We start from the raw sequence: 19066 nt of genomic DNA, 5'->3' as shown, positions 1-19066 counted from the left end.
GCCTGGTCGGCGATCGAGCGGGTGATGGCCTGCCGTATCCACCAGGTGGCGTAGGTGGAGAACTTGTAACCGCGGCGGTATTCGAACTTGTCGACGGCCTTCATCAGGCCGATATTGCCTTCCTGAATCAGGTCCAAAAACTGCAGGCCGCGGTTGGTGTACTTCTTGGCAATGGAAATCACCAGACGCAGGTTGGCCTCGACCATTTCCTTCTTGGCGCGCCGCGCCCGGGCTTCGCCAATGGAGATGCGGCGGTGGATATCCTTGATCTGCACCAGGGTGAGCCCGGTGATCTTTTCCAGATTGCGCAGCTTGCGCTGGGCACGCTTCAGTTCGATTTCGTTCTCGAACAGGCGGGCACCGTAAGTCTTGTCATCAAACAGCTTGTCCAGCCATTCGCTGTTGGTTTCATTGCCCTGAAAGCTCTTGATGAAGGTGCGGCGCGGCATGCCGGCCTGTTCGGTGCAGATGCGCATGATGTTGCGCTCTTGCGTGCGCACGATATGCACCGCATTGCGCACATTCTGCAGCAGCAGGTCATACTGGCGATTGGCCAGTTTGAACGGAGAGAAGAGGTCACCCAGGTCATTCAGGGCTGTATTGGCCTTCTTGCTGTCGCGGCCATGCTTCTCGATCAGGTCCTGTGCCTTGTTGTAGGCGTCGCGCAGCGCTTCGAAGCGGGCACGGGCGAGTTCCGGATCGACGCCGCCATCGGCGGGATCGTCATCCAGATCGTCGTCATCACTGTCGCTGTCATCGTCGTCCTTGCTGGCGCTGGCAGCCGCCGGGGCGCTGGGGGTCGGCGGCGCCACGGCGTCGTCCGGGTCCAGAAAGCTGTTCAGGATGTCGGTGAGGCGGCCTTCTTCTTCCTGGCTCGCATCCCAGGCTTCGAGCACATGCTCGATGTTGCCGGGAAAGTGGGCCAGGGCAGACATGACTTCACGCAGACCTTCTTCGATCCGCTTGGCGATGACAATTTCGCCTTCCCGGGTCAGTAGTTCGACGGTGCCCATTTCGCGCATGTACATGCGCACCGGATCGGTGGTGCGACCGGTGTCTGATTCAACGGCAACCAGAGCCGCCGCCGCTTCTTCAGAGGCGTCTTCATCAGCGGGGCTGGCGTCGTCTGACATGAACAGGGCATCGCCTTCGTCGGGAGCAACCTCGACCACATTGATGCCAATGTCATTGATCATCCGGATGATGTCTTCGACCTGTTCCGGGCTGGCAATTTCTTCGGGCAGGTGATCGTTCACTTCGGCATAGGTCAAGTAACCCTGGTCCTTGCCTTTGGAGATCAGTTTCTTGAGGCGCGACTGTTGTTGCTGAGATTTTTCAGCCATCCAAATACCTGTTATCTGTCGTGTGCTCGGGAATAAGGCCTGCAGTTCGTGAACCGATGTGGCGCCCGAAAAAAGGCGCAGTAGTATAGCCCAATAGGCCATACCTTTTCCACTGCCTGCTGAGGCTTCCGGTGCAAAGGGTTCATGCTGGGATCATTCGAATGTTGGGCTCATCTTGCTCTTTTTCAACAGCTCCAGATAACGTTCTTTCTGAATCTGTGTCATTTTCTTCCTGTCTGTCAGCCAAAGTTGCTTTAATTGTTCGTATTCTTCACGTTCTGACGGTTCGTGTGTCAGATCGCGCAGCAAGGCGCGAAGAATGTCTTTGTGGTGCTGCCCCGGCTCGCTCTGTCGGGTCAGGATGGCGAAATATTCCGTGCGCGACAGGCCACGAAGCAATTCCTCAAACCCATGAGGCGCAAGCTGGTCCATGGCTTCATATCTGTTTTGAGCCGGATGAGACTGTAACAAGGTTAGCATACTTTTCACCCACGCGACGTGATCGCCTTCCCGAAATTGTCGCTCGCCGATGTCCACCTGAGTGGCCAGCGAAGGCCAGCACAGCATTAGTGCCATGGCTTTCTGCCAGGGCGGCGGCTGGCGGGTCTGGTTCAGGTCGCGTGGCGAAGGCGGGCGCATGAAGGCAGCCTCAAAACGGCCCTCGGGCGGCCCGCTCTGGATATCGGGCGGCGGCCCCTCCTGCATCCAGGCGGGCGGTGCCCCGGGGTCATCAGCCATCGGAGGAGGAGGCGGTGTATCCGCGGGCCTGGCGATCGGGTGTTCTGCCGCTGCGGCGACTGAGGCGCGCGGTTCCGGGAGTTCCGCCAGGCGCTGGCGAATCAGCTCGGGTGGCAGTCCGGCAATATCGGCCAGGCGCTGAATGATCAGCGGCAGCAGCATGCCCGATTCGGGCAGTTGCTTCAGTTGCGGCAGGGCAATATGCACCAGGCGGGCCCGGCCGTCCATGGTCTCCATGTCGACCTGCTCCTGCCAGTGCTGGAGCAGAAACTCGCTCAGGGTGGGCGAGGCGTCCAGCCTGGCTTCAAAGGCTTCCAGCCCCTCCTGTCGAATCAAGGTGTCCGGGTCTTCGCCCTGCGGCAGAAAAAGGAACCGCAGCGTCCGTCCGTCGCCGGCCTCTGCCAGCGCCGTATCCAGAGCGCGCACGGCCGCCTTGCGTCCGGCATCGTCGCCGTCGAAACAGAAGATGACTTCATTGGCCAGACGGAAAAGCTTGGCCAGATGGTCCGTGCTGGTCGCCGTGCCCAGCGTGGCCACTCCATAGGGGAGCCCGAACTGATGCAGGGCAATGACATCCATATAGCCTTCGACCACCAGAAAGCGTTCTGGCTGCCGCTTGGCCTGCAGGGCTTCGTAGAGGCCGTAAAGCTCGCGCCCCTTGTGGAATATCGGGGTCTCGGGCGAGTTCAGATACTTGGGCTTGTCATCACCCATGACCCGGCCGCCGAAGGCAATCACGCGCCCCCGGATATCGCGGATGGGGAACATGATGCGGTTGCGAAAGCGGTCATATGTGCGGCCGTCTTCGCGCGCGATGGTCATGCCGGATTCGACCAAGCGCTCCAGTTGATGCCGGTCTTCGTCGACCTTCATTTCACGCAGCAGACTGTCCCAGCCGGGCGGGGCAAAACCGACGGCAAACTGCTGCGCCACCTGGCCACTCAGCCCGCGTTCTTTCAGGTAGCGTACGGCGCCATCACCGCCGGAGTGCTCACGCAACTGTCGGCGATAGAAGTCGGCCGCCTGCTCCAGCACGCCATAGAGGGTTTTCTGCTGCTTGCGACGCCTGTCCGCTTCGGGGTTGTGCTCGCGCGGCACTTCCATGCCCGCCATGCGGGCCAGTTCCTCAACGGCTTCGGGGAAGGGCATGCGGTCATGCTCAAGCAGGAATTTCAGCGCATTGCCCGAGGCGCCGCAGCCAAAACAGTGGTAGAACTGCTTGTGCGGCACCACATTGAAAGAGGGTGTTTTCTCATTGTGAAACGGGCACAGACCCAGGTAGCTTTTGCCGGCCTTTTTCAGCTTCACCCGGGATGAGATGACATCCACGATATCAACGCGGTCGTTCACTTCATCAATGAAGGATTGGGGGATCAGGCCGGCCATGCTGTGCGTTTCCTGAGCGACTGCGCGAAAATAGGCGATAGGGTGCGACGTACGCTTTCACTGAGTATAGCGAAACTGTCAAACGAGGAAAGCGATGCGGCGGGTCGACACCGGGTGGTGTATCAGCCCAGTCGGGCCTTGACCTTCTGGCTGACCTGACCCATATCGGCACGCCCCTGGGTCTGCGGCTTGAGCACACCCATGACCTTGCCCATATCGGCCATGCCGGAGGCTCCGGTCTGCGCCAGAGCGTCTTCGATCAGAGCGTCCAGTTCCTGATCGGTCAAAGCGGCGGGAAGAAATTGCGCAATCACCTCCAGTTCTTCTTTCTCAATGTCGGCGAGGTCCTGCCGACTGGCAGCTTCAAACTGGCTGATGGAGTCGCGGCGCTGCTTCTGCATTTTATCCAGAACGGCCAGCACGCGGGCATCATCCAGCTCGATACGTTCATCTACTTCCACACGTTTGATGTCGGACAGAATCATGCGCAACACGCCCAGGCGGGCCTTGTCTTTGGCGCGCATGGCGTCTTTCATGGCGGACTGCAATTGGTCCTTGAGGGCCATGATGAATCAACTCCTGTGGAAGCAAAACGTATCGACAGGGGGCTGCGCCGCACACAGCCCCGGCTGCACATACAAACGGAATTTCTGAATCAGGCGCTGTTGGTCAGTCGCTGATCAGAAGTTGCGTTGCAGACGCTTCTGTTCGCGCTGCAGTTTTTTGGCGTGACGCTTGACTGCAGCAGCAGCCTTGCGCTTACGAGCCCAGGTCGGCTTTTCATAGAACTCACGGCGACGAACGTCTGCCAGAACGCCGGCCTTTTCGCAGGAACGCTTGAATCGACGCAGTGCGACGTCGAACGGCTCGTTGTCTTTCACTTTTACCTGAGGCATTGAGTACCCTTTTCTTCCGTTGTGTATGTTGGTTCGTAGCATGTCAGCTATTGGTCGATCAATTAATGACCAGCTGCCCAAGTTTGGGATGCGCGATTTTACGCCCGCCCGATGGCAAAGTCAAAGCACAGAGCAGAGGTATTAGGCGCTAATTTGCTCTACCGGCAGCCCCCTGTTGACGAGACTGTCAGCAACACCTGCCGTTGCAAGACACTCTGGTGTCGCTTCGCGGGTAGCACTGGCGCCATGCACTCAGTATTATCCGTGCTTCGCCATGCAAAGTACCGGGTAAAGCCTGAATATGCGAGTGTTGGGTATAGAATCCTCCTGCGATGAGACAGGCGTCGCGCTCTACGATACCGATCGTGGGTTGCTGGCGCATGCACTGTTCAGCCAGATAAGTCTGCACGCTGAATATGGGGGCGTCGTACCGGAGCTGGCCTCGCGGGATCATGTGCGCCGCGTGCTGCCCCTGATCGATCAGGTGTTGCAGGAGGCCGGCTTGCAGCGTCAGGACCTGAACGGCGTCGCCTATACGGCAGGCCCCGGACTGCAGGGTGCTCTGATGGTCGGTGCCATGATCGGACGCAGCCTGGCCCTGGCCTGGGGTGTGCCAGCGGTGGCCGTGCATCATATGGAAGGGCACCTGCTGGCGCCGATGCTCGAAGCTGATCCGCCGGCCTTTCCGTTTGTCGCTCTGCTGGTATCGGGTGGCCATACTCAACTGGTCAAGGTCGAAACGCTGGGGCGTTATGAACTGCTGGGTGAGTCTCTGGATGACGCGGCCGGAGAAGCCTTCGACAAGACAGCCAAGTTGCTGGGCCTGCCGTATCCAGGTGGGCCTGAACTGGCGGCCTTGGCGGAGCACGGGAGAGCCGGGGAATATACCTTTACTGCGCCGATGATTGACCGCCCCGGCATGGACTTTTCATTCAGTGGCCTCAAGACGGCTGTGCGTCAGGCGGTTGCCAGGCTGTCTGGCCCGCCGGATGAGCAGACCAAGGCTGATATCGCCGCCGGCTTCCAGGCGGCCGTGGTGCGCGCGCTGGAAATCAAATGCCGCCGTGCCCTGCAGGCCACCGGCTACCGCCGTCTGGTGGTGGCCGGCGGGGTGAGTGCCAACCGATCATTGCGTCAGGCGCTGGACCGGATGGTGAAAAAGGAGCAGGCTCAGGTCTACTATCCGGACCTGCGCTTTTGCACCGACAACGGCGCCATGATCGCCTACGCCGGTGCCCAGCGTCTGCTGGCCGGGGAACAGACCCCCTCGTCGGTGACGCTGCGCGCCCGCTGGCCACTGACTGAACTCTTGCCCCCGGGGGAAGCCGCATGACAACGAGCACCGACCGTATTGTCATTCGCAACCTGCAAGTACCCACTGTCATTGGTGTCTATCCGCATGAGCGCACGCAGAAGCAGACCCTGCGCGCCGACTTGACGCTCCATACCGATATCAGTGCAGCAGGCAGAACCGATGATCTGAACAAGACGCTGGACTATGCTGCCATCGCCGAGTCTGTCGTGTCGTTCGGAGAGCAGTCCGAATACGAATTGCTGGAAGCCTTTGCCGAACAGCTCTGCAGTCGGGTGTTTGAGCGGTTCCAGCCTTCGGCATTGGATCTGGCCCTGTACAAGGACGGCTGCATACCCGGTGCCCGGGGAGCTGAACTGCACATTCATCGGCGTCGACCCGTCTCCGGAGATTCCGTCTGATGGCTGCCGGGAGATAAGCATGGCCAGACCCGCTTCTGATACAGGCCTCAGGCCAATCGATCCGGTGGAAGTGCTGCTGGGTCTGGGCTCCAACACCGATCGCGAGCGGCATCTGCAACTGGGCCTGCAATCCTTGCAGAGCACTTTCGGCAGCGTCGAATGCTCGCAGGTCTATGAAAGCGCCGCTGTGGGGTTTGACGGGCAGCCCTTCTACAATGCTGTGGCTGCCATTCAAACGGACTGGGATATTGATCAACTGAATCAGTGGCTCAAGAAACTGGAAGACCAGTATGGGCGGGACCGCACCCAACCCAAATTTTCCAACCGCAATCTGGATATCGATATTCTGACTTTCGGCAGGTTGTCGGGGCAGGTCGCGGGAATCCTGCTGCCGCGGGCCGAATGCTTCCGTCACGCCTTTGTGCTGCGCCCGCTGGCCGAGCTGCGCCCGCAGATGACCATCCCCGGAGAGGACCGCACCTGGGCTGACCTTTGGCTGCAAATCGGCCACGACCTCCAGCCTTTACGCACCGCTGACTTATGCCTGAAGCGCCTGTAACAGAACAGTTGTCCTGAAAATCATCATGCCATGCCCCGCTATGCTGTGACGTCTGCCTGAAAAAGCAATGACGGCCGTCCGGCCTACGTTTTTCTGCAATCGGCAGATTCATGAAAAATATTGTCCGACGGCAACTTTTTCTCATCTCAAGCCACGCATCTGTCAGTTCAAGCGCTCCCGTAAATGTCGGCAGCTTACAGGCAAGGATGTATCGCCTGGCAGCACTCTTGATTCAACGTTTGCACATTATTGTTAGGAGATTTGGCACCATGAAAAAGATTATCTTTAGCGCACTGATGGTACTGCTGGCGATGAGCACTGCGGTCAGCGCGAGCAGCCACAACCAGATGGACATCGTTGATACCGCGATCGAAGCAGGGTCTTTCAATACCCTGGTTGCTGCTGTCGAAGCGGCTGGCCTGGTTGACGTGTTGAAAGGCGATGGTCCCTTCACCGTATTTGCTCCCACGGATGATGCATTCGCAGCATTGCCCGAAGGCATGGTCGACGACTTGCTGGCCAATCCTGAGCAGTTGGCTGAAATCCTGACCTATCACGTGGTTGCCGGTGAAGTCATGGCGGCGGATGTGGTGCGCCTGTTCAGTGCCACTACAGTGCAGGGTTCCGACGTGCGCATCGCCACCAATGCCGATGGCGGTGTGCTGATTGATGGTGCGCGCGTCATTCAGACCGACATTCGCACTTCCAATGGTGTGATCCACGTCATCGACGCCGTCATTACGCCCTGATTGCCGAGGTTTGATGTATCAGGAGGGCCGCTCTGGCCCTCTTTCTTCCCACCCCTCTGCAGATTCCCCCTTTGAACCATCGCCCGCCTTGTTTACTCTGCGCCGATTGAGTGCACAAACCCAACAAGGCAGCCGTTTACCCATGACAGAACAGACTCCCACTCCTGTCCGCCATCACGCCGAACCCTCAGCCGATCGAGGCCGCTGGTGGAAGGAAGGCATTGTCTATCAGATCTATCCGCGCAGCTTTCTGGATACCAATGGCGATGGCATCGGTGACCTGCCCGGTATCATCAGCAAGCTGGACTATCTGCAACAACTGGGTGTCACCATCGTCTGGCTGAACCCGATCTATGCCTCGCCCAACGACGACAACGGCTATGACATCAGTGACTATCACTCGATCATGGCCGAGTTCGGCACCATGGACGATTTCAAGACGTTGCTGGCTGGCCTGCACGAGCGGGGCATCCGGCTGATCATGGATCTGGTGGTCAACCATACCTCGGACGAGCATGCCTGGTTTGTGGAGTCACGGAGCAGCCGTGACAACCCTTATCGGGATTTCTATGTCTGGCGTGACGGTCGGGACACCGAGCACGGCGAGTTGCCCCCCAACAACTGGCGCTCCTTCTTTTCTGGCCCCACCTGGGAAAAAGACGAAGCAACCGGCCAGTACTATCTGCACTTGTTTTCGCGCAAGCAGCCGGATCTCAACTGGGAACACCCACCGGTGCGCGAGGCTGTCTATGACATGATGAACCGCTGGTTTGATCTGGGCATCGACGGCTTTCGCATGGACGTGATCAACCTGATCTCCAAAGTGCCCGGGCTGCCCTCGGTACCGAATACCGCTGCAGGTGAACTGGCCTGGGGTGCCGACTATTTTGTCAACGGCCCGAGGCTGCATGAATTCCTGCGTGAAATGAATGAAAAGACGCTGCAGGGGCGGGATGTCATGACCGTCGGCGAGTGCGTTGCCGTAGACGTGGAAGAAGGTCGTAAAATGGTCGGCAAGGACCGCGGCGAACTGGACATGGTATTCCAGATGGAACACATGGACCTGGACAGCGGGCCGAACGGAAAATGGGACATCCGCTACCCCTGGTCCCGGGTCGAGTTGAAAGAAATTTTGCAGCGCTGGACAGACGGCTTGCATGGCGACGGATGGAACTCCCAGTTCTGGACCAATCATGATCAGCCGCGCACGGTATCCCGTTTTGGCAATGACAGCCCGCAATGGCGGGAGAAATCGGGGCTCGCACTGGCGGCATTGCCGCTCGCACTGCCGGGCACGCCCTACATCTATCAGGGCGAGGAAATCGGCATGACCAATGTGGCTTTTCCTATCGATGATTACCGGGATCTTGAGACCCTGAACTGGTATCGCGAAGAAACACAGCGTGGGCGCGACCCGGCGGAGCTGATGCCCGCCATCCATCACAAGAGCCGCGACAATGCACGTACACCCATGCATTGGGATGATTCGCCACAGGCCGGTTTTACCACCGGCGAGCCCTGGTTGCGGGTCAACCCCGCTTATCCGCAGATCAATGTGGCAGAGGCTATGCGCCGCAAAGACTCCATGTGGCACGGGTATCGCGCCCTGATCACCCTGCGTCGACAGAACCCGGGTCTGGCTTATGCGCGCCTTGAGTGGCTGTGGCCGGACCATGAGGCGCTGGTGGCCTTTCGCAGTCAACATGATAAAGAGGCGTGGCTGGTGCTGATCAACCTGTCGGATCAGGCCCACACCCTGACCGACAGTGGCACGTTGGCCGGCCTCGAGCCCGCCTGGCTGTGGAGCAATGATGCGCCGGTGCTAGGTATCCCGAACGAGCTGTCGCCCTGGCAGGCGATGATCGGCAAGTTGGAATAGCGCCTGAAACGCCAGTTTCCCGCGCACAGACAGACTCTCTCTGGCCAGCGGCGCTGGCCCTGATATACTCGGGCGCCATTGGAAGACAAAACCGGGGACATCAGAGTGGTAATACGTTGGTTTCTGAATGGCTTGCTGCTGGTCGTCATTCTGCTGCTGTTGACGCTGGCTGGCCTTTATTGGTGGTCGACTCAGCCACCGGATATTCGGCTCGCCGGCGCCGAAACCCGCAAGCTGGAGCTGGACAACGGTTTGCAGGTCACGGTGGTGTCAGACCCGGATGCCCCGGTGGCCAGTCTGGACTGGAGCTGGGAAAGCGGCACCCTGGAAGATCCGAACAACTGGCCGGCTCGCCACCAGCTGTTCAGCCGGGTGTTGCTGTACGGGGAAACCGAATCCGGTTATCGCCATCTGGATACCCGCGCACTGCGCGACCCCATGGGGTCGGTGGACACCCGTATTGACCGCACCTTCACCCGAGTCAATTACCGTTCCAGCCCCAGTGTCTTCGCCGACGAGGTTCAGTATTTTTCCGGTCTGCTGGCGTCGCCAGCCCTGCCGCTTGAGGCCATTGCCTATGAACGCGGGCAGGTTATCCCTCGGGATGCGGCCTATGGGTTTCTGACGCCCGCAGAAGCAGACGGGGTAGCTGCAGCACTCGATAGCCCGGCCTCATTGCGCCTCGACCTGGAGGCCTGGCTCAGCATGAGCAATGAAGGGGTCGCCCGCGAGCTTGCGCAATACGCCACCGACCGACTGACAGCACCCCTGATGGCCGTGAAGCTGCGCTCTCCGGCCAGCCTGGATGAACTGGAAGCGCTCGCCACGGAGGCCTTTGGCGATCTTCGCGGAACCTCTGCCGAGCCGACCCGGGAGCGGCGTGGCTCCAGGCCCGGCTGGACCGAAGCCCGAAACGAACCCGTCTCCGTCGATCGCGACGCATTTCCGGACGCCCCGCATGTGCGCCTGATGTTCCCGTGGCAGTTGAATGCCGAGCAACGCGACAGTGCCGAGAAGCTGCAGCGCTGGTTCAACAGACCTTATGAACAGGGGCCTGCAAGGCGCTTGCGCGAGGCGGGCATAATCGATTCTCTGAATGCCCACCACAATGACGATTTCTTTGTTCTTGATATCGTGCTGCCGGACAGCAATGCGGGCGATCTCAACGTTCTGCATGCCACGGTGGCTTCCTTTCTCGCTCAGCTTCAGAACCACTCCGACGCGCCCGCCGCCATAACGCGGTTTGCCTCGGGTGAGCGGCTTGCAAGTGCTTTAACACTCTACAACCTGAATCTGGATCCAACACTCTTTCTGCAACTGGATCTGCGCGGCTCGGCCGCTGCGAGTGCAGGGCCGTTGTCCGAGCCTGACCTGCAGCAGGCGTTGACGCTGGAGTTGCCCCGCAGTTCTCCGCAGCGAACGGAAGAGCTGCCCGGCCTCGAACCCAACGAGTATGAGTTGCTGGGCTGGCAGCCGGGTCTGCTGGTGGACAGCCCGGGTGCCACCGTCTGGCACTATGAAGACAACCGGTTTGGTACCCGCCTGGCCTCGGCCCATCTGCGCGTTCATTATCCTATCGGCCCCGATGAACATGAGCAGGCCCGCTGGCGGCAGTGGGCTTATCAGCAGGGGCCGGGATGGTCCGACCAGATCATCTGGACCGACCACTGGGCAGAGTCACCAGCCCAGGGTCTGGAAGTGACGGTAGATGCACAGGGCATTACCTGGCAGTACACGGACCGCTGGCCGGAAGTCGAGCCCTGGCTGTATGAACTGGTGCAGCAGTTGGAAGACCGGTCGGTCGACCTGCCACCGGTGGCCCCGGAGCAGCGGGCACCGTATCGCCTGATGCGCGAACGTGCCGGCCTGCTGTCGCCGCCGCCACCGGAGAATCTGGGCGCGCTGCGCAATACCGTGCTGCTGACCGGGCGTATCCCCCAGGAAGATGCCTCATCCTTCGCCCGGTGGCTGGAAGCCCAACGACCGGTGGAAAACCTGGCCGAGGTGCCGCCGCGTCCGGATACATTCTGGCGCCTTGATGGCAGTCACCGGGTAGCCGAGTTGTCACTGAGCGGTGATCGCTCTCAGGTAACCCGGGTACTGCAGATTCCCGAAAACGACCTGCGTCAGCGCACACTGGCCGAGTGGACCTTCCCTTGGCTGGAAGAAACGCTGACCATGGCGGTGCGCGGCGAGGCCTTCTCCGGTGAGCTGGCGATGGCACTGGAGGCGCCACTGGGTTACCCGGGTGTTGCCGTGACGCTGTCCAGTCAGGAGCAGGATCCGGCGCGCGTTGGTCTTTATCTGGAATCCTTCTGGCGTGAACTGAACGATGCAGTCGGCAGTCTGAGTCAGGAGCGTTTTGCCGCCAGTACCCGGTGGCGCGCTGAACTGCTGCGCGATGCCGCGCAAAGCATGCCCACCCTTGCAGCCTTCCATTGGGATGATATAACCGAGGGTCGACAGCACTTCAACGGCCGTCTGCTGCAGGCCAGAACGCTGGAAGGCACCAACATGGACGGCTGGCGTTTCTTTGCCCGGCAATGGCTGTTTGACAACAGCGCGCGCCAGTTGACGGTGTTTGAGATTGGCGACACCTGGCAGGACGACTATCAGGACGCCCGTCAGATGCCTTCCGGTGCGCGCGAGTGGTAGCTACTGTTCCTCTTCATCCTGCCGGGCACGCAACGGCAGGGTGAGGATGACAGTGAGCTGGTCACTGAGTTCGGCATTGACCTTTACCGTGCCACCCAGCAATTCAGCGTACCGGTGCAACAGCATCATGCCCAGCCCGGGTCCGAGATACCGGCCGTCTCTGTCACTGTGCAACTGGAAGTGCGTGAACCACTGGTCGGCATCAATGTCGTTGATACTGAACCCGGACACGACAAAACTGAACTGAATCACATCGTCCATCTCGGCGTGCAGGTAGCTGATCATGCTCGCCTGCAGCGGTTTGTTCTGCGACAGCGGATAGAGTGACACCAGCGCCTGTCGCACGGCACTCAGGAAAAGTTTCTTGTCAGTCCGGGCACTGACGTCGGCATCCTCATTCTCGATAGTCACGCTGTCCGGCAACTGACTCTGGTCATGAAGCTCCTGCATCATCTGCTGGACGTCCTTGTCGACCACGAACTGATTGTCCTGCAGAGTCGGGTAAGCCACCTCGACTTCAAGCAGTTCCACCAGGTCCTGGCCAATGACATGCAGGAAGGCCAATTGCTCGCGCAGCAGCGGATTGACCTCGGTTTGCTGCACCTTGGTGCTGACGGTGCCGGCGATAACTTCAAATTGTCTGGCCAGTTGCAGGACCGCTCGATTCTGGTCTACCTGCCGTCGTTCCAGAGAACGGCGCAGGTTGGACAGATGCCGGACCTCGTGGGTCAGCCGCTCCTGCTCCAGTTTGGCTTGCTGTTGCAGGCGGCCCTGGCTGCCATGCTCGCGCAGCAGATGCACCACCGAGCGCTGGGTGCCCAGCAGAAAGCTGACCCCCACCAGCATACTGAAGGCACTGGCAACAACCAGCACCGTTCCCGGCCACAAGGGTATCTCTTCGGCCGCCAGCATCCAGACACCGAATATGAGCGGCAGGGCCGCTGCCATCAAATACAACAGTACCTGTACACCGTGGCGGTGTTCAGATCGGCTCATAATCTGCTCCCTTCAGGCAAAAAAGCGCTTCAGGCCAATTCTTTGGCTTTGATTTTCTGAGCCCATTGGGCAGGTCCGCTGATATGTACCGAATCGCCCTGGCTGTCGACCGCGACGGTGACCGGCATGTCTTCAACAGTAAACTCGTAGATGGCTTCCATACCAAGGTCTTCAAAAGCCAGGCAACGGGAGGCCTTTATGGCCTTGGACACCAGATAAGCAGCGCCGCCGACCGCCATCAGGTAGACCGCACCATGCTTGCGGATTGCCTCGCGCGCGATCGGGCCGCGTTCCGCCTTGCCGATCATGCCCAGCAGGCCGGTCTTGTCCAGCACGGTTTCGGTGAACTTGTCCATGCGGGTGGCGGTGGTAGGGCCAGCGGGGCCCACGACTTCATCGCCCACTGGATCAACTGGCCCGACGTAGTAGATAAATCGGTTACGCAGATCCACCGGCAGTGACTCGCCGCGGTTCAGCATGTCCACCATGCGCTTGTGCGCGGCGTCACGGCCGGTCAGCATCTTGCCGGAAATGAGCAGGGTGTCGCCCGGTTTCCAACTGCGTACGTCTTCCGGTGTCACCTGATCCAGATTGACCCGCCGAGCGCCGGGGCCGGCCTCCCAGGTGATGTTCGGCCAGTCTTCCAGCTTCGGTGGCGTCATTTCCGCCGGACCACTGCCGTCCAGTACGAAATGCGTGTGGCGGGTAGCGGCACAGTTGGGAATGATGGCTACTGGCTTGTTGGCGGCATGCGTCGGGTAGTCGCGTACCTTCACGTCGAGCACTGTGGTCAGGCCGCCCAGCCCTTGGGCGCCGATGCCCAGTTGGTTGACTTTGTCGAACAGTTCCAGGCGCAGTTCTTCAGCGCGGTTGCCGGCACCACGCGCCTGCAAGTCCTGAATATCGATGGGGTCGAGCAAGGATTCCTTGGCCAGTTCCACGGCCTTTTCTGCGGTCCCGCCAATGCCGATACCCAGCATGCCCGGCGGGCACCAGCCGGCACCCATCTTGGGCACCTGCTCCAGCACCCAGTCGACGACCGAGTCGGAGGGGTTGAGCATGGCGAACTTGGCCTTGGCCTCACTGCCACCGCCTTTGGCGGCGACGTGGACATCCACCGTGTCACCCGGCACCACCTTCATGTGAATTACTGCCGGGGTATTGTCCTTGGTATTGCGGCGCGCGCCGTCCGGGTCATCCAGAATGGACGCACGAAGGATGTTGTCCGGGTGCTGGTAGGCTCTGCGCACCCCCTCGTTGAGCATGTCTTCAACACCCATGGTGGCATCTGCCCACTGCACGTTCATGCCGATGTTGATGAATACGGTGACAATGCCGGTGTCCTGACAGATGGGGCGATGACCCTGGGCGCACATGCGGCTGTTGATCAGAATCTGCGCCATGGCATCTTTGGCTGCGGGCGATTCTTCCTTTTCATAGGCGGCATTGACGGCCTGGATGAAATCAACCGGATGATAGTAGGAGATGAACTGAAGGGCGTCGGCAACACTGTCAATCAGGTCAGCCTGGCGGATCTGGGTCATTGTACTTCACTCCCGGGAACTGGACGGGCCACTAGTGTACACCATTTTAGCGGACCATTTACGCCCCGGATACCCGAGTTCACCGCGATTTGAGGGTCGCCAGCTGTGCCGCCTGTCGGGTCAGAAAATCCTCTACCGCTTTCAGCACTGGATGGTCGGGATGCTCTGCCTGCAAGACCTGGGTGCGCTCCCGGGCTTCTGCCAGCGACAGGGCACAACCCACGTCGTTGCGGCTCAGTGCGGCCAGCAGATATTGCTGCCACTCCTGCTGCCAGGACTCTGGGACAGGGCTGTTGCCGTGGCGGATTATGAAGCGCCGCCACAAGGTGCGCAGCCGAGGCTCGGACGGCTCGGCCAACTGCCCCCAGTCTGCAGATGGGGTGCCATGAAGTTGTTGCAGGTGGTCTCGATCCCGATCCGCGATAAAGCCCTGATAAAGCGCCTGTTCGGCATCCAGAGTCTGTTCTTCTCGCTGCAGAGCCTCCTGCAGGTGGGGCCAGACGGTCTGCAGGTTCGGCACCGTTTGCGCGTTGCGCAGCATGGCCGCTCGGTCGAGGCCCAACCGCGCGGCCGCATCTTCCGTGAACAGGCTCAGCGGTGCCACCATGGGCGCCTTGTTGGCATGTACGGATTTCACCGGAAGGCGCTCGCCTGCTCCCAGCTCATCGGTGGGCGTGAACAGTCGTCGCCGTATTTCTTCGGCAGTGAGGTCGTTCAGCAGGGCCGGGTCATGCTGCAGGTCGAAACAGATGATTTCATTGCGGTTGGTCGGATGAAAACCGAGCGGCATCAGCAAGGTCAGGCAGCCGTGGCGTGCCGGCAGCATGCCGGAGACATGCACAAAGGGCTTGTGCTGCAGCACCGGGATCTGGCTTTTGACAAAGGCCTTGTCCCGGCAGCGCAGCGCCCAGTCGAACAGTTTCGGTTGTCGGCTCCGGATCAATTTCGCCAAGCCAATGGTGGCCTGTACATCCGACAGGGCATCATGGGCCTGTCCGTGGTCCAGCCCATTGGCGGCCGACAGGTGCTCCAGGCGAAAGCTGGGCTGGCCTTCATCGCGCACTGGCCAGTTGATGCCCTCGGGGCGCAGGGCGTAGGTCAGGCGGACCACATCGAGCAGGTCCCAGCGGCTATTGCCGTCGCGCCACTCGCGGTCATACACTGGTAAAAGGTTGCGATAAAACAGAAAACGGCTGACTTCATCATCAAAACGGATCGAGTTGTAGCCGGCGCTGCAGGTTTGCGGCTGGCTCATGGCGCCGAGAATGCGCCGGGCAAACTCCGGCTCAGGCATACCCTCGCTAGCACAATGCTGGGGTGTCAACCCGGTGATCATGCAGGCGTCCGGGGAGGGCACCAGTTCAGGCCCGGGCTGGCAGAGCCAGTTCATGGGCTCGCCGATCGGGTTCAGTTCAAGATCGGTGCGAATAGCCGCAAACTGGGCTGGGCGGTCGCGGCGTGGCGCTACACCGAAGGTCTCAAAGTCGTACCAAAGGAAAGAAGGGGATTGATGGGTCATAACGCATCCGTCGTTGCACCTGTGCCGCTATAGCAGGCACACTACCTTGCCGGTCCGGCAGTGTAAATACAGGGGAAAACGAGTGCTGGGTAAACTGTTCAAGCGCCCCGGCGCAATCCGGGTTGAAGATGTGCAGGCGATGTCGGCAGCACAGGATGCGCAGCGCCTGCAGGAAATTGTCGCGAATACAGACGTACCTGCAGCAGCCCGCGCCGCGGCTCTGGAGAAGCTGGCGTCGCCCGAATTGGCGCTGAACTGGCGCACCGAAGAAGACGTGCCCGAGTTGCGAGCGGCCGCCGACACTGTTTTGCGCACTTCATTGCAGGCAGACCCTGATGCGGTATTGTCGCTGCTTGATGAGGCGCCCGCGCTGGCCCGCTTTGAGCTTCTGCAGGAGTTGGCTCCGGAGCATTCTGCTGCCTGGCTGTCGGCCCAGTCGGACGAGATCTGCCTGCAGATTGCACAGCAAGCCAGGCGCCCCCAGGACCGACAGCGCGCCGCAGAATTTCTGACCACTGAAGACAGCCTGCAAACCCTGCAAAGAGAAGCGCGTGGTCACGACAAGTCGCTCTACCGGCTGGCCAAGACAAGACTGCAGAATCTGCGCGCTCTGGAGGCCGAGCGGGCCGCCAGGGACGAGGCCCTGGCGCAGGTGCGTCAGGGGCTGGAAAAGCTGATACAGGCACCGAGCGATCCTTTGCTGGAAGGCAAGCTGAGCCATCTGTTGAAGAAACTGGCGGAAATAGAGCCCGCGCCGGAAGAACACGCTCTGGTGGAACCCTTGGCGGAACAGGTGCGCCAGCGAATTCAGCAACGTCGTTCGGAAGAAGCCACGTCACAAACGGCAGAGCAGGAAAGCCGGAAAGAACAGCAGGAAGAACAGATAGAACAAACAGTGCAGCACACGGAGGTCGTCGAAGACCGTGCAGTAGAAGAAGCACAGGGTCAATTGACGGATTTACTGCGGAATACGGCTGATGAGCTGCGTGCCGAGGTAAAGGAAGCGCTGCACGCCGGTCAATTGTTGCCCGATGACTATGCCACTGCGCTGGAATGGCTGCAGGAGCAGGAGGCTACTGTTGCCAGGGTATGGCAGCAAGCGGTCGGGGATAGCAAACTCGATGCGTCGCTCAAGGCGGACTTCAAGGCAGCAGAGCGCAGTCTGACCGCGCTGTACACCATTACCCGGGACTGGGGCAAGCTGCAGGCGGCAGAGGAAGCCCTGCAGGCCGAGCAGGCAGATGGCATTCCCGAGCTGGGCAAGTCGGTGCAGAAACTCAGCGCTGGCCTGAATCAACTGGGACTGGAGCCGAACGAGTTGCTGGCCAGCCTGGTCCGGCACTGGGAAGAGCGACAGGCCCAGCGCAATGCAGCCCATGAGGAAGACAGGCGGCGCGTGGGCACCATCAGAAATCTGATCCGTCGTGGTCGAGGGGCCGTGAAAGGCGGACACTTGCGCCAGGCCAGAGGCATCTGGCGCAACATCAGCGAACAACTGGAAGAGCTGGGCGAAGTTCATGCCGGGCTGCGCGAAGAAGCTGATGCCTACCATGAAGAATTGCAAAAGCTGGCCGACTGGCAGGCTTTCGCCGTCGTGCCCAAGATGGAAGAGCTGATCGACCATATGCGGCAGCTCACCGAGCGCCAGATGCACCCCCAGGACAAGGCGGATGCCGTGCAGGCGCTGCAGCAGGAGTGGCGCAAGCTGTCGCGCGGCAGCGGCGGCCAGCACCAGACGCTGTGGGACGAATTTCATGCCCTGGCAGAAGCTGCCTACGCGCCCTGCAAGGACTATTTCGCTGAACAGGCCCACCTGCAGACGCTGAACGCGGAAAAGCGGCGTGAACTGATCGGCCAGTTGCACCAGTATCACGAAACGAATGACTGGCATAACCCGGATTGGGCCGAGGTCGAAAAGGTGCTGCGCCTGGCCGCCCGCGACTGGCGGCATTTCAGCCCGGTGCGCCCGAAAGAGCACCGGGAGACCGAGAAAAGCTATCACGCCATCATTGACCGAATCCGCGCTCAGTTGCATGAAGAGTTTGATCGCAACCGAGTCGAGCGCGAGCGGATCATCGAAGAAGCCCGGGCCTTGCGCGATGAAGAGAACCTGCGCACGGCCACCGAGCGGCTCAAGGCCCTGCAGCAGGAGTGGAAACAGAGCGGTCGCACGCACCGCAAGGATGACCAGCGGCTGTGGCAGGAATTTCGCGCCGTCTGCGATGAGCTGTTCGGGCGTCGTGATGAACAGAGCCAGGCCTTCAAGGCAGAACTGGATCAGCACCTGCATGCTGCATTGCAGGTCATCAAGCGCATTGAACAGGCGGCAACCCAGGAAGACGATGCACAACTGCAGCAGGCACTGTCCAGCCTGAGCGACTGGGAAACCGAGTTCCAGGCCTGCAGTCCGCTACCCAAGGCGCGCGCCGATGAGACACGCGAACGCTTCAGAAAGGCCGTGCAGGCGCTGCGCTCAGCCCGCAGCCGTCAGCGTCATTCACGCGAGCGGGCCACCTGGCAGGCGCTTTTTGACCGTGCCAAGTGTCTGGCCGAACTGGAAGCCGCCATGACTGCCGGGGAGTTTGACGAAGCCCTGTGTCGTCAGGTGAAAGCCATCTGGGAAGATGGAACAGCCTTGCCTGCCGTGGCCACTCAGGTGGATCAGCGACTGCGCGAGACCCTGCAACAGTTTGCAGCGGAGAAAGGTCCCGATTCGACCCAGGGAGCCGTCGAGCAGCATCGCCGCCAGGTTGTGTTGCTGGAAGTGCTGACCGAGAAAGAGAGCCCGGAAGGCGATAGAGCGCTGCGTATGGAAGTGCAGGTCGAGCGACTGGCAGAAAAGATGGGCCAGCAGACCAACCGGCGTGACGTCGAAGCGGCGCTGGCAGCCTGGCTGGCGATGCCAGTGGCCATGCCGGAAGCCGACTATCTGGAGCTGCACGAGCGTGTTCAATCGGCTTGTCTGGAGTATTTTTTCAAGGAAGATCAATAGTTTATTGACAAGACCATGAGCAGTACATAGAATACGCGCCAAGTTGATGCGGGGTGGAGCAGTCTGGTAGCTCGTCGGGCTCATAACCCGAAGGTCG

At 60.3% G+C, this 19066-nt stretch carries 14 protein-coding genes; 7 read left to right on the top strand and 7 right to left on the bottom strand.

What is annotated here, in order from left to right; genetic code table 11:
- The 4 genes from LAT62_RS11195 to rpsU form a co-directional block, all read right to left on the bottom strand.
- Positions 1-1343 (bottom strand): sigma-70 family RNA polymerase sigma factor (locus LAT62_RS11195; RefSeq protein ID WP_293383532.1); only part of this gene is annotated, 1343 nt, incomplete at its 3' end.
- Positions 1344-1496: 153 nt separating this feature from the next.
- The gene (dnaG, locus tag LAT62_RS11190) at positions 1497-3467 is read right to left on the bottom strand and encodes a DNA primase (protein WP_293383529.1); all 1971 of its coding nucleotides are present in this window, start codon (positions 3465-3467) and stop codon (positions 1497-1499) included.
- Positions 3468-3589: 122 nt separating this feature from the next.
- Positions 3590-4036 (bottom strand): GatB/YqeY domain-containing protein, encoded by a 447-nt coding sequence (locus LAT62_RS11185; RefSeq protein ID WP_293383535.1) that lies wholly within the window; start codon positions 4034-4036, stop codon positions 3590-3592.
- Between the two features lie 111 nt (positions 4037-4147).
- Positions 4148-4363, bottom strand: a complete 216-nt coding sequence (gene rpsU / locus LAT62_RS11180; protein WP_293383526.1) for a 30S ribosomal protein S21 — start codon at positions 4361-4363, stop codon at positions 4148-4150.
- A gap of 301 nt (positions 4364-4664) precedes the next feature.
- On the opposite strand from rpsU, the gene tsaD reads away from it, so the two are divergent.
- The 6 genes from tsaD (at position 4665) to LAT62_RS11150 (ending at position 11918) form a co-directional block, all read left to right on the top strand.
- The gene (gene tsaD, locus LAT62_RS11175) at positions 4665-5696 is read left to right on the top strand and encodes a tRNA (adenosine(37)-N6)-threonylcarbamoyltransferase complex transferase subunit TsaD (RefSeq protein WP_293383523.1); all 1032 of its coding nucleotides are present in this window, start codon (positions 4665-4667) and stop codon (positions 5694-5696) included.
- Complete coding sequence (locus tag LAT62_RS11170; RefSeq protein ID WP_293383520.1) at positions 5693-6076, top strand: dihydroneopterin aldolase; 384 nt, start codon at positions 5693-5695, stop codon at positions 6074-6076. The genes tsaD and LAT62_RS11170 overlap by 4 nt, the downstream gene beginning before the upstream one ends.
- A gap of 19 nt (positions 6077-6095) precedes the next feature.
- On the top strand, positions 6096-6635 hold the full coding sequence (folK, locus tag LAT62_RS11165) for a 2-amino-4-hydroxy-6-hydroxymethyldihydropteridine diphosphokinase (protein ID WP_293383517.1): 540 nt from the start codon (positions 6096-6098) through the stop codon (positions 6633-6635).
- A gap of 269 nt (positions 6636-6904) precedes the next feature.
- Positions 6905-7384 (top strand): fasciclin domain-containing protein, encoded by a 480-nt coding sequence (locus LAT62_RS11160; protein ID WP_293383514.1) that lies wholly within the window; start codon positions 6905-6907, stop codon positions 7382-7384.
- A gap of 142 nt (positions 7385-7526) precedes the next feature.
- Positions 7527-9263, top strand: coding sequence for an alpha-glucosidase (locus LAT62_RS11155; protein WP_293383511.1), 1737 nt, complete (start codon positions 7527-7529; stop codon positions 9261-9263).
- Between the two features lie 105 nt (positions 9264-9368).
- Entirely contained in the window at positions 9369-11918 is a 2550-nt protein-coding gene (locus tag LAT62_RS11150) for a hypothetical protein (protein ID WP_293383508.1), read from the top strand.
- Here the strand turns inward: LAT62_RS11150 and LAT62_RS11145 are convergent, their stop codons facing one another.
- From LAT62_RS11145 to sbcB, 3 genes are all read right to left on the bottom strand, one after another.
- Positions 11919-12914, bottom strand: a complete 996-nt coding sequence (locus LAT62_RS11145; RefSeq protein ID WP_293383505.1) for an ATP-binding protein — start codon at positions 12912-12914, stop codon at positions 11919-11921.
- Between the two features lie 29 nt (positions 12915-12943).
- Positions 12944-14458: a fumarate hydratase gene (locus LAT62_RS11140; RefSeq protein WP_293383502.1), complete on the bottom strand. Its 1515-nt coding sequence runs from the start codon at positions 14456-14458 to the stop codon at positions 12944-12946.
- A gap of 79 nt (positions 14459-14537) precedes the next feature.
- Positions 14538-15977: an exodeoxyribonuclease I gene (gene sbcB, locus LAT62_RS11135; protein WP_293383499.1), complete on the bottom strand. Its 1440-nt coding sequence runs from the start codon at positions 15975-15977 to the stop codon at positions 14538-14540.
- A gap of 82 nt (positions 15978-16059) precedes the next feature.
- Between sbcB and LAT62_RS11130 the strand changes: the two genes are divergently transcribed.
- The gene (locus LAT62_RS11130) at positions 16060-18969 is read left to right on the top strand and encodes a DUF349 domain-containing protein (protein WP_293383496.1); all 2910 of its coding nucleotides are present in this window, start codon (positions 16060-16062) and stop codon (positions 18967-18969) included.
- Positions 18970-19066: the final 97 nt, after the last annotated feature.

The organism is Natronospirillum sp., assembly GCF_022565775.1.
Lineage (GTDB): Bacteria > Pseudomonadota > Gammaproteobacteria > Pseudomonadales > Natronospirillaceae > Natronospirillum.
The sequence above is the reverse complement of the archived record's forward strand: the minus strand, read 5'-3'. Positions and strand labels throughout refer to the sequence as shown.

Excerpts from the sequence above, each read along its gene's own strand:
- dnaG (WP_293383529.1), bottom strand. The coding sequence starts at position 3,467 with ATGGCCGGCCTGATCCCCCAATCCTTCATTGATGAAGTGAACGACCGC.
- rpsU (WP_293383526.1), bottom strand. The coding sequence starts at position 4,363 with ATGCCTCAGGTAAAAGTGAAAGACAACGAGCCGTTCGACGTCGCACTG.
- tsaD (WP_293383523.1), top strand. The coding sequence starts at position 4,665 with ATGCGAGTGTTGGGTATAGAATCCTCCTGCGATGAGACAGGCGTCGCG.
- LAT62_RS11170 (WP_293383520.1), top strand. The coding sequence starts at position 5,693 with ATGACAACGAGCACCGACCGTATTGTCATTCGCAACCTGCAAGTACCC.
- folK (WP_293383517.1), top strand. The coding sequence starts at position 6,096 with ATGGCCAGACCCGCTTCTGATACAGGCCTCAGGCCAATCGATCCGGTG.
- LAT62_RS11160 (WP_293383514.1), top strand. The coding sequence starts at position 6,905 with ATGAAAAAGATTATCTTTAGCGCACTGATGGTACTGCTGGCGATGAGC.
- LAT62_RS11155 (WP_293383511.1), top strand. The coding sequence starts at position 7,527 with ATGACAGAACAGACTCCCACTCCTGTCCGCCATCACGCCGAACCCTCA.
- LAT62_RS11145 (WP_293383505.1), bottom strand. The coding sequence starts at position 12,914 with ATGAGCCGATCTGAACACCGCCACGGTGTACAGGTACTGTTGTATTTG.
- LAT62_RS11140 (WP_293383502.1), bottom strand. The coding sequence starts at position 14,458 with ATGACCCAGATCCGCCAGGCTGACCTGATTGACAGTGTTGCCGACGCC.
- sbcB (WP_293383499.1), bottom strand. The coding sequence starts at position 15,977 with ATGACCCATCAATCCCCTTCTTTCCTTTGGTACGACTTTGAGACCTTC.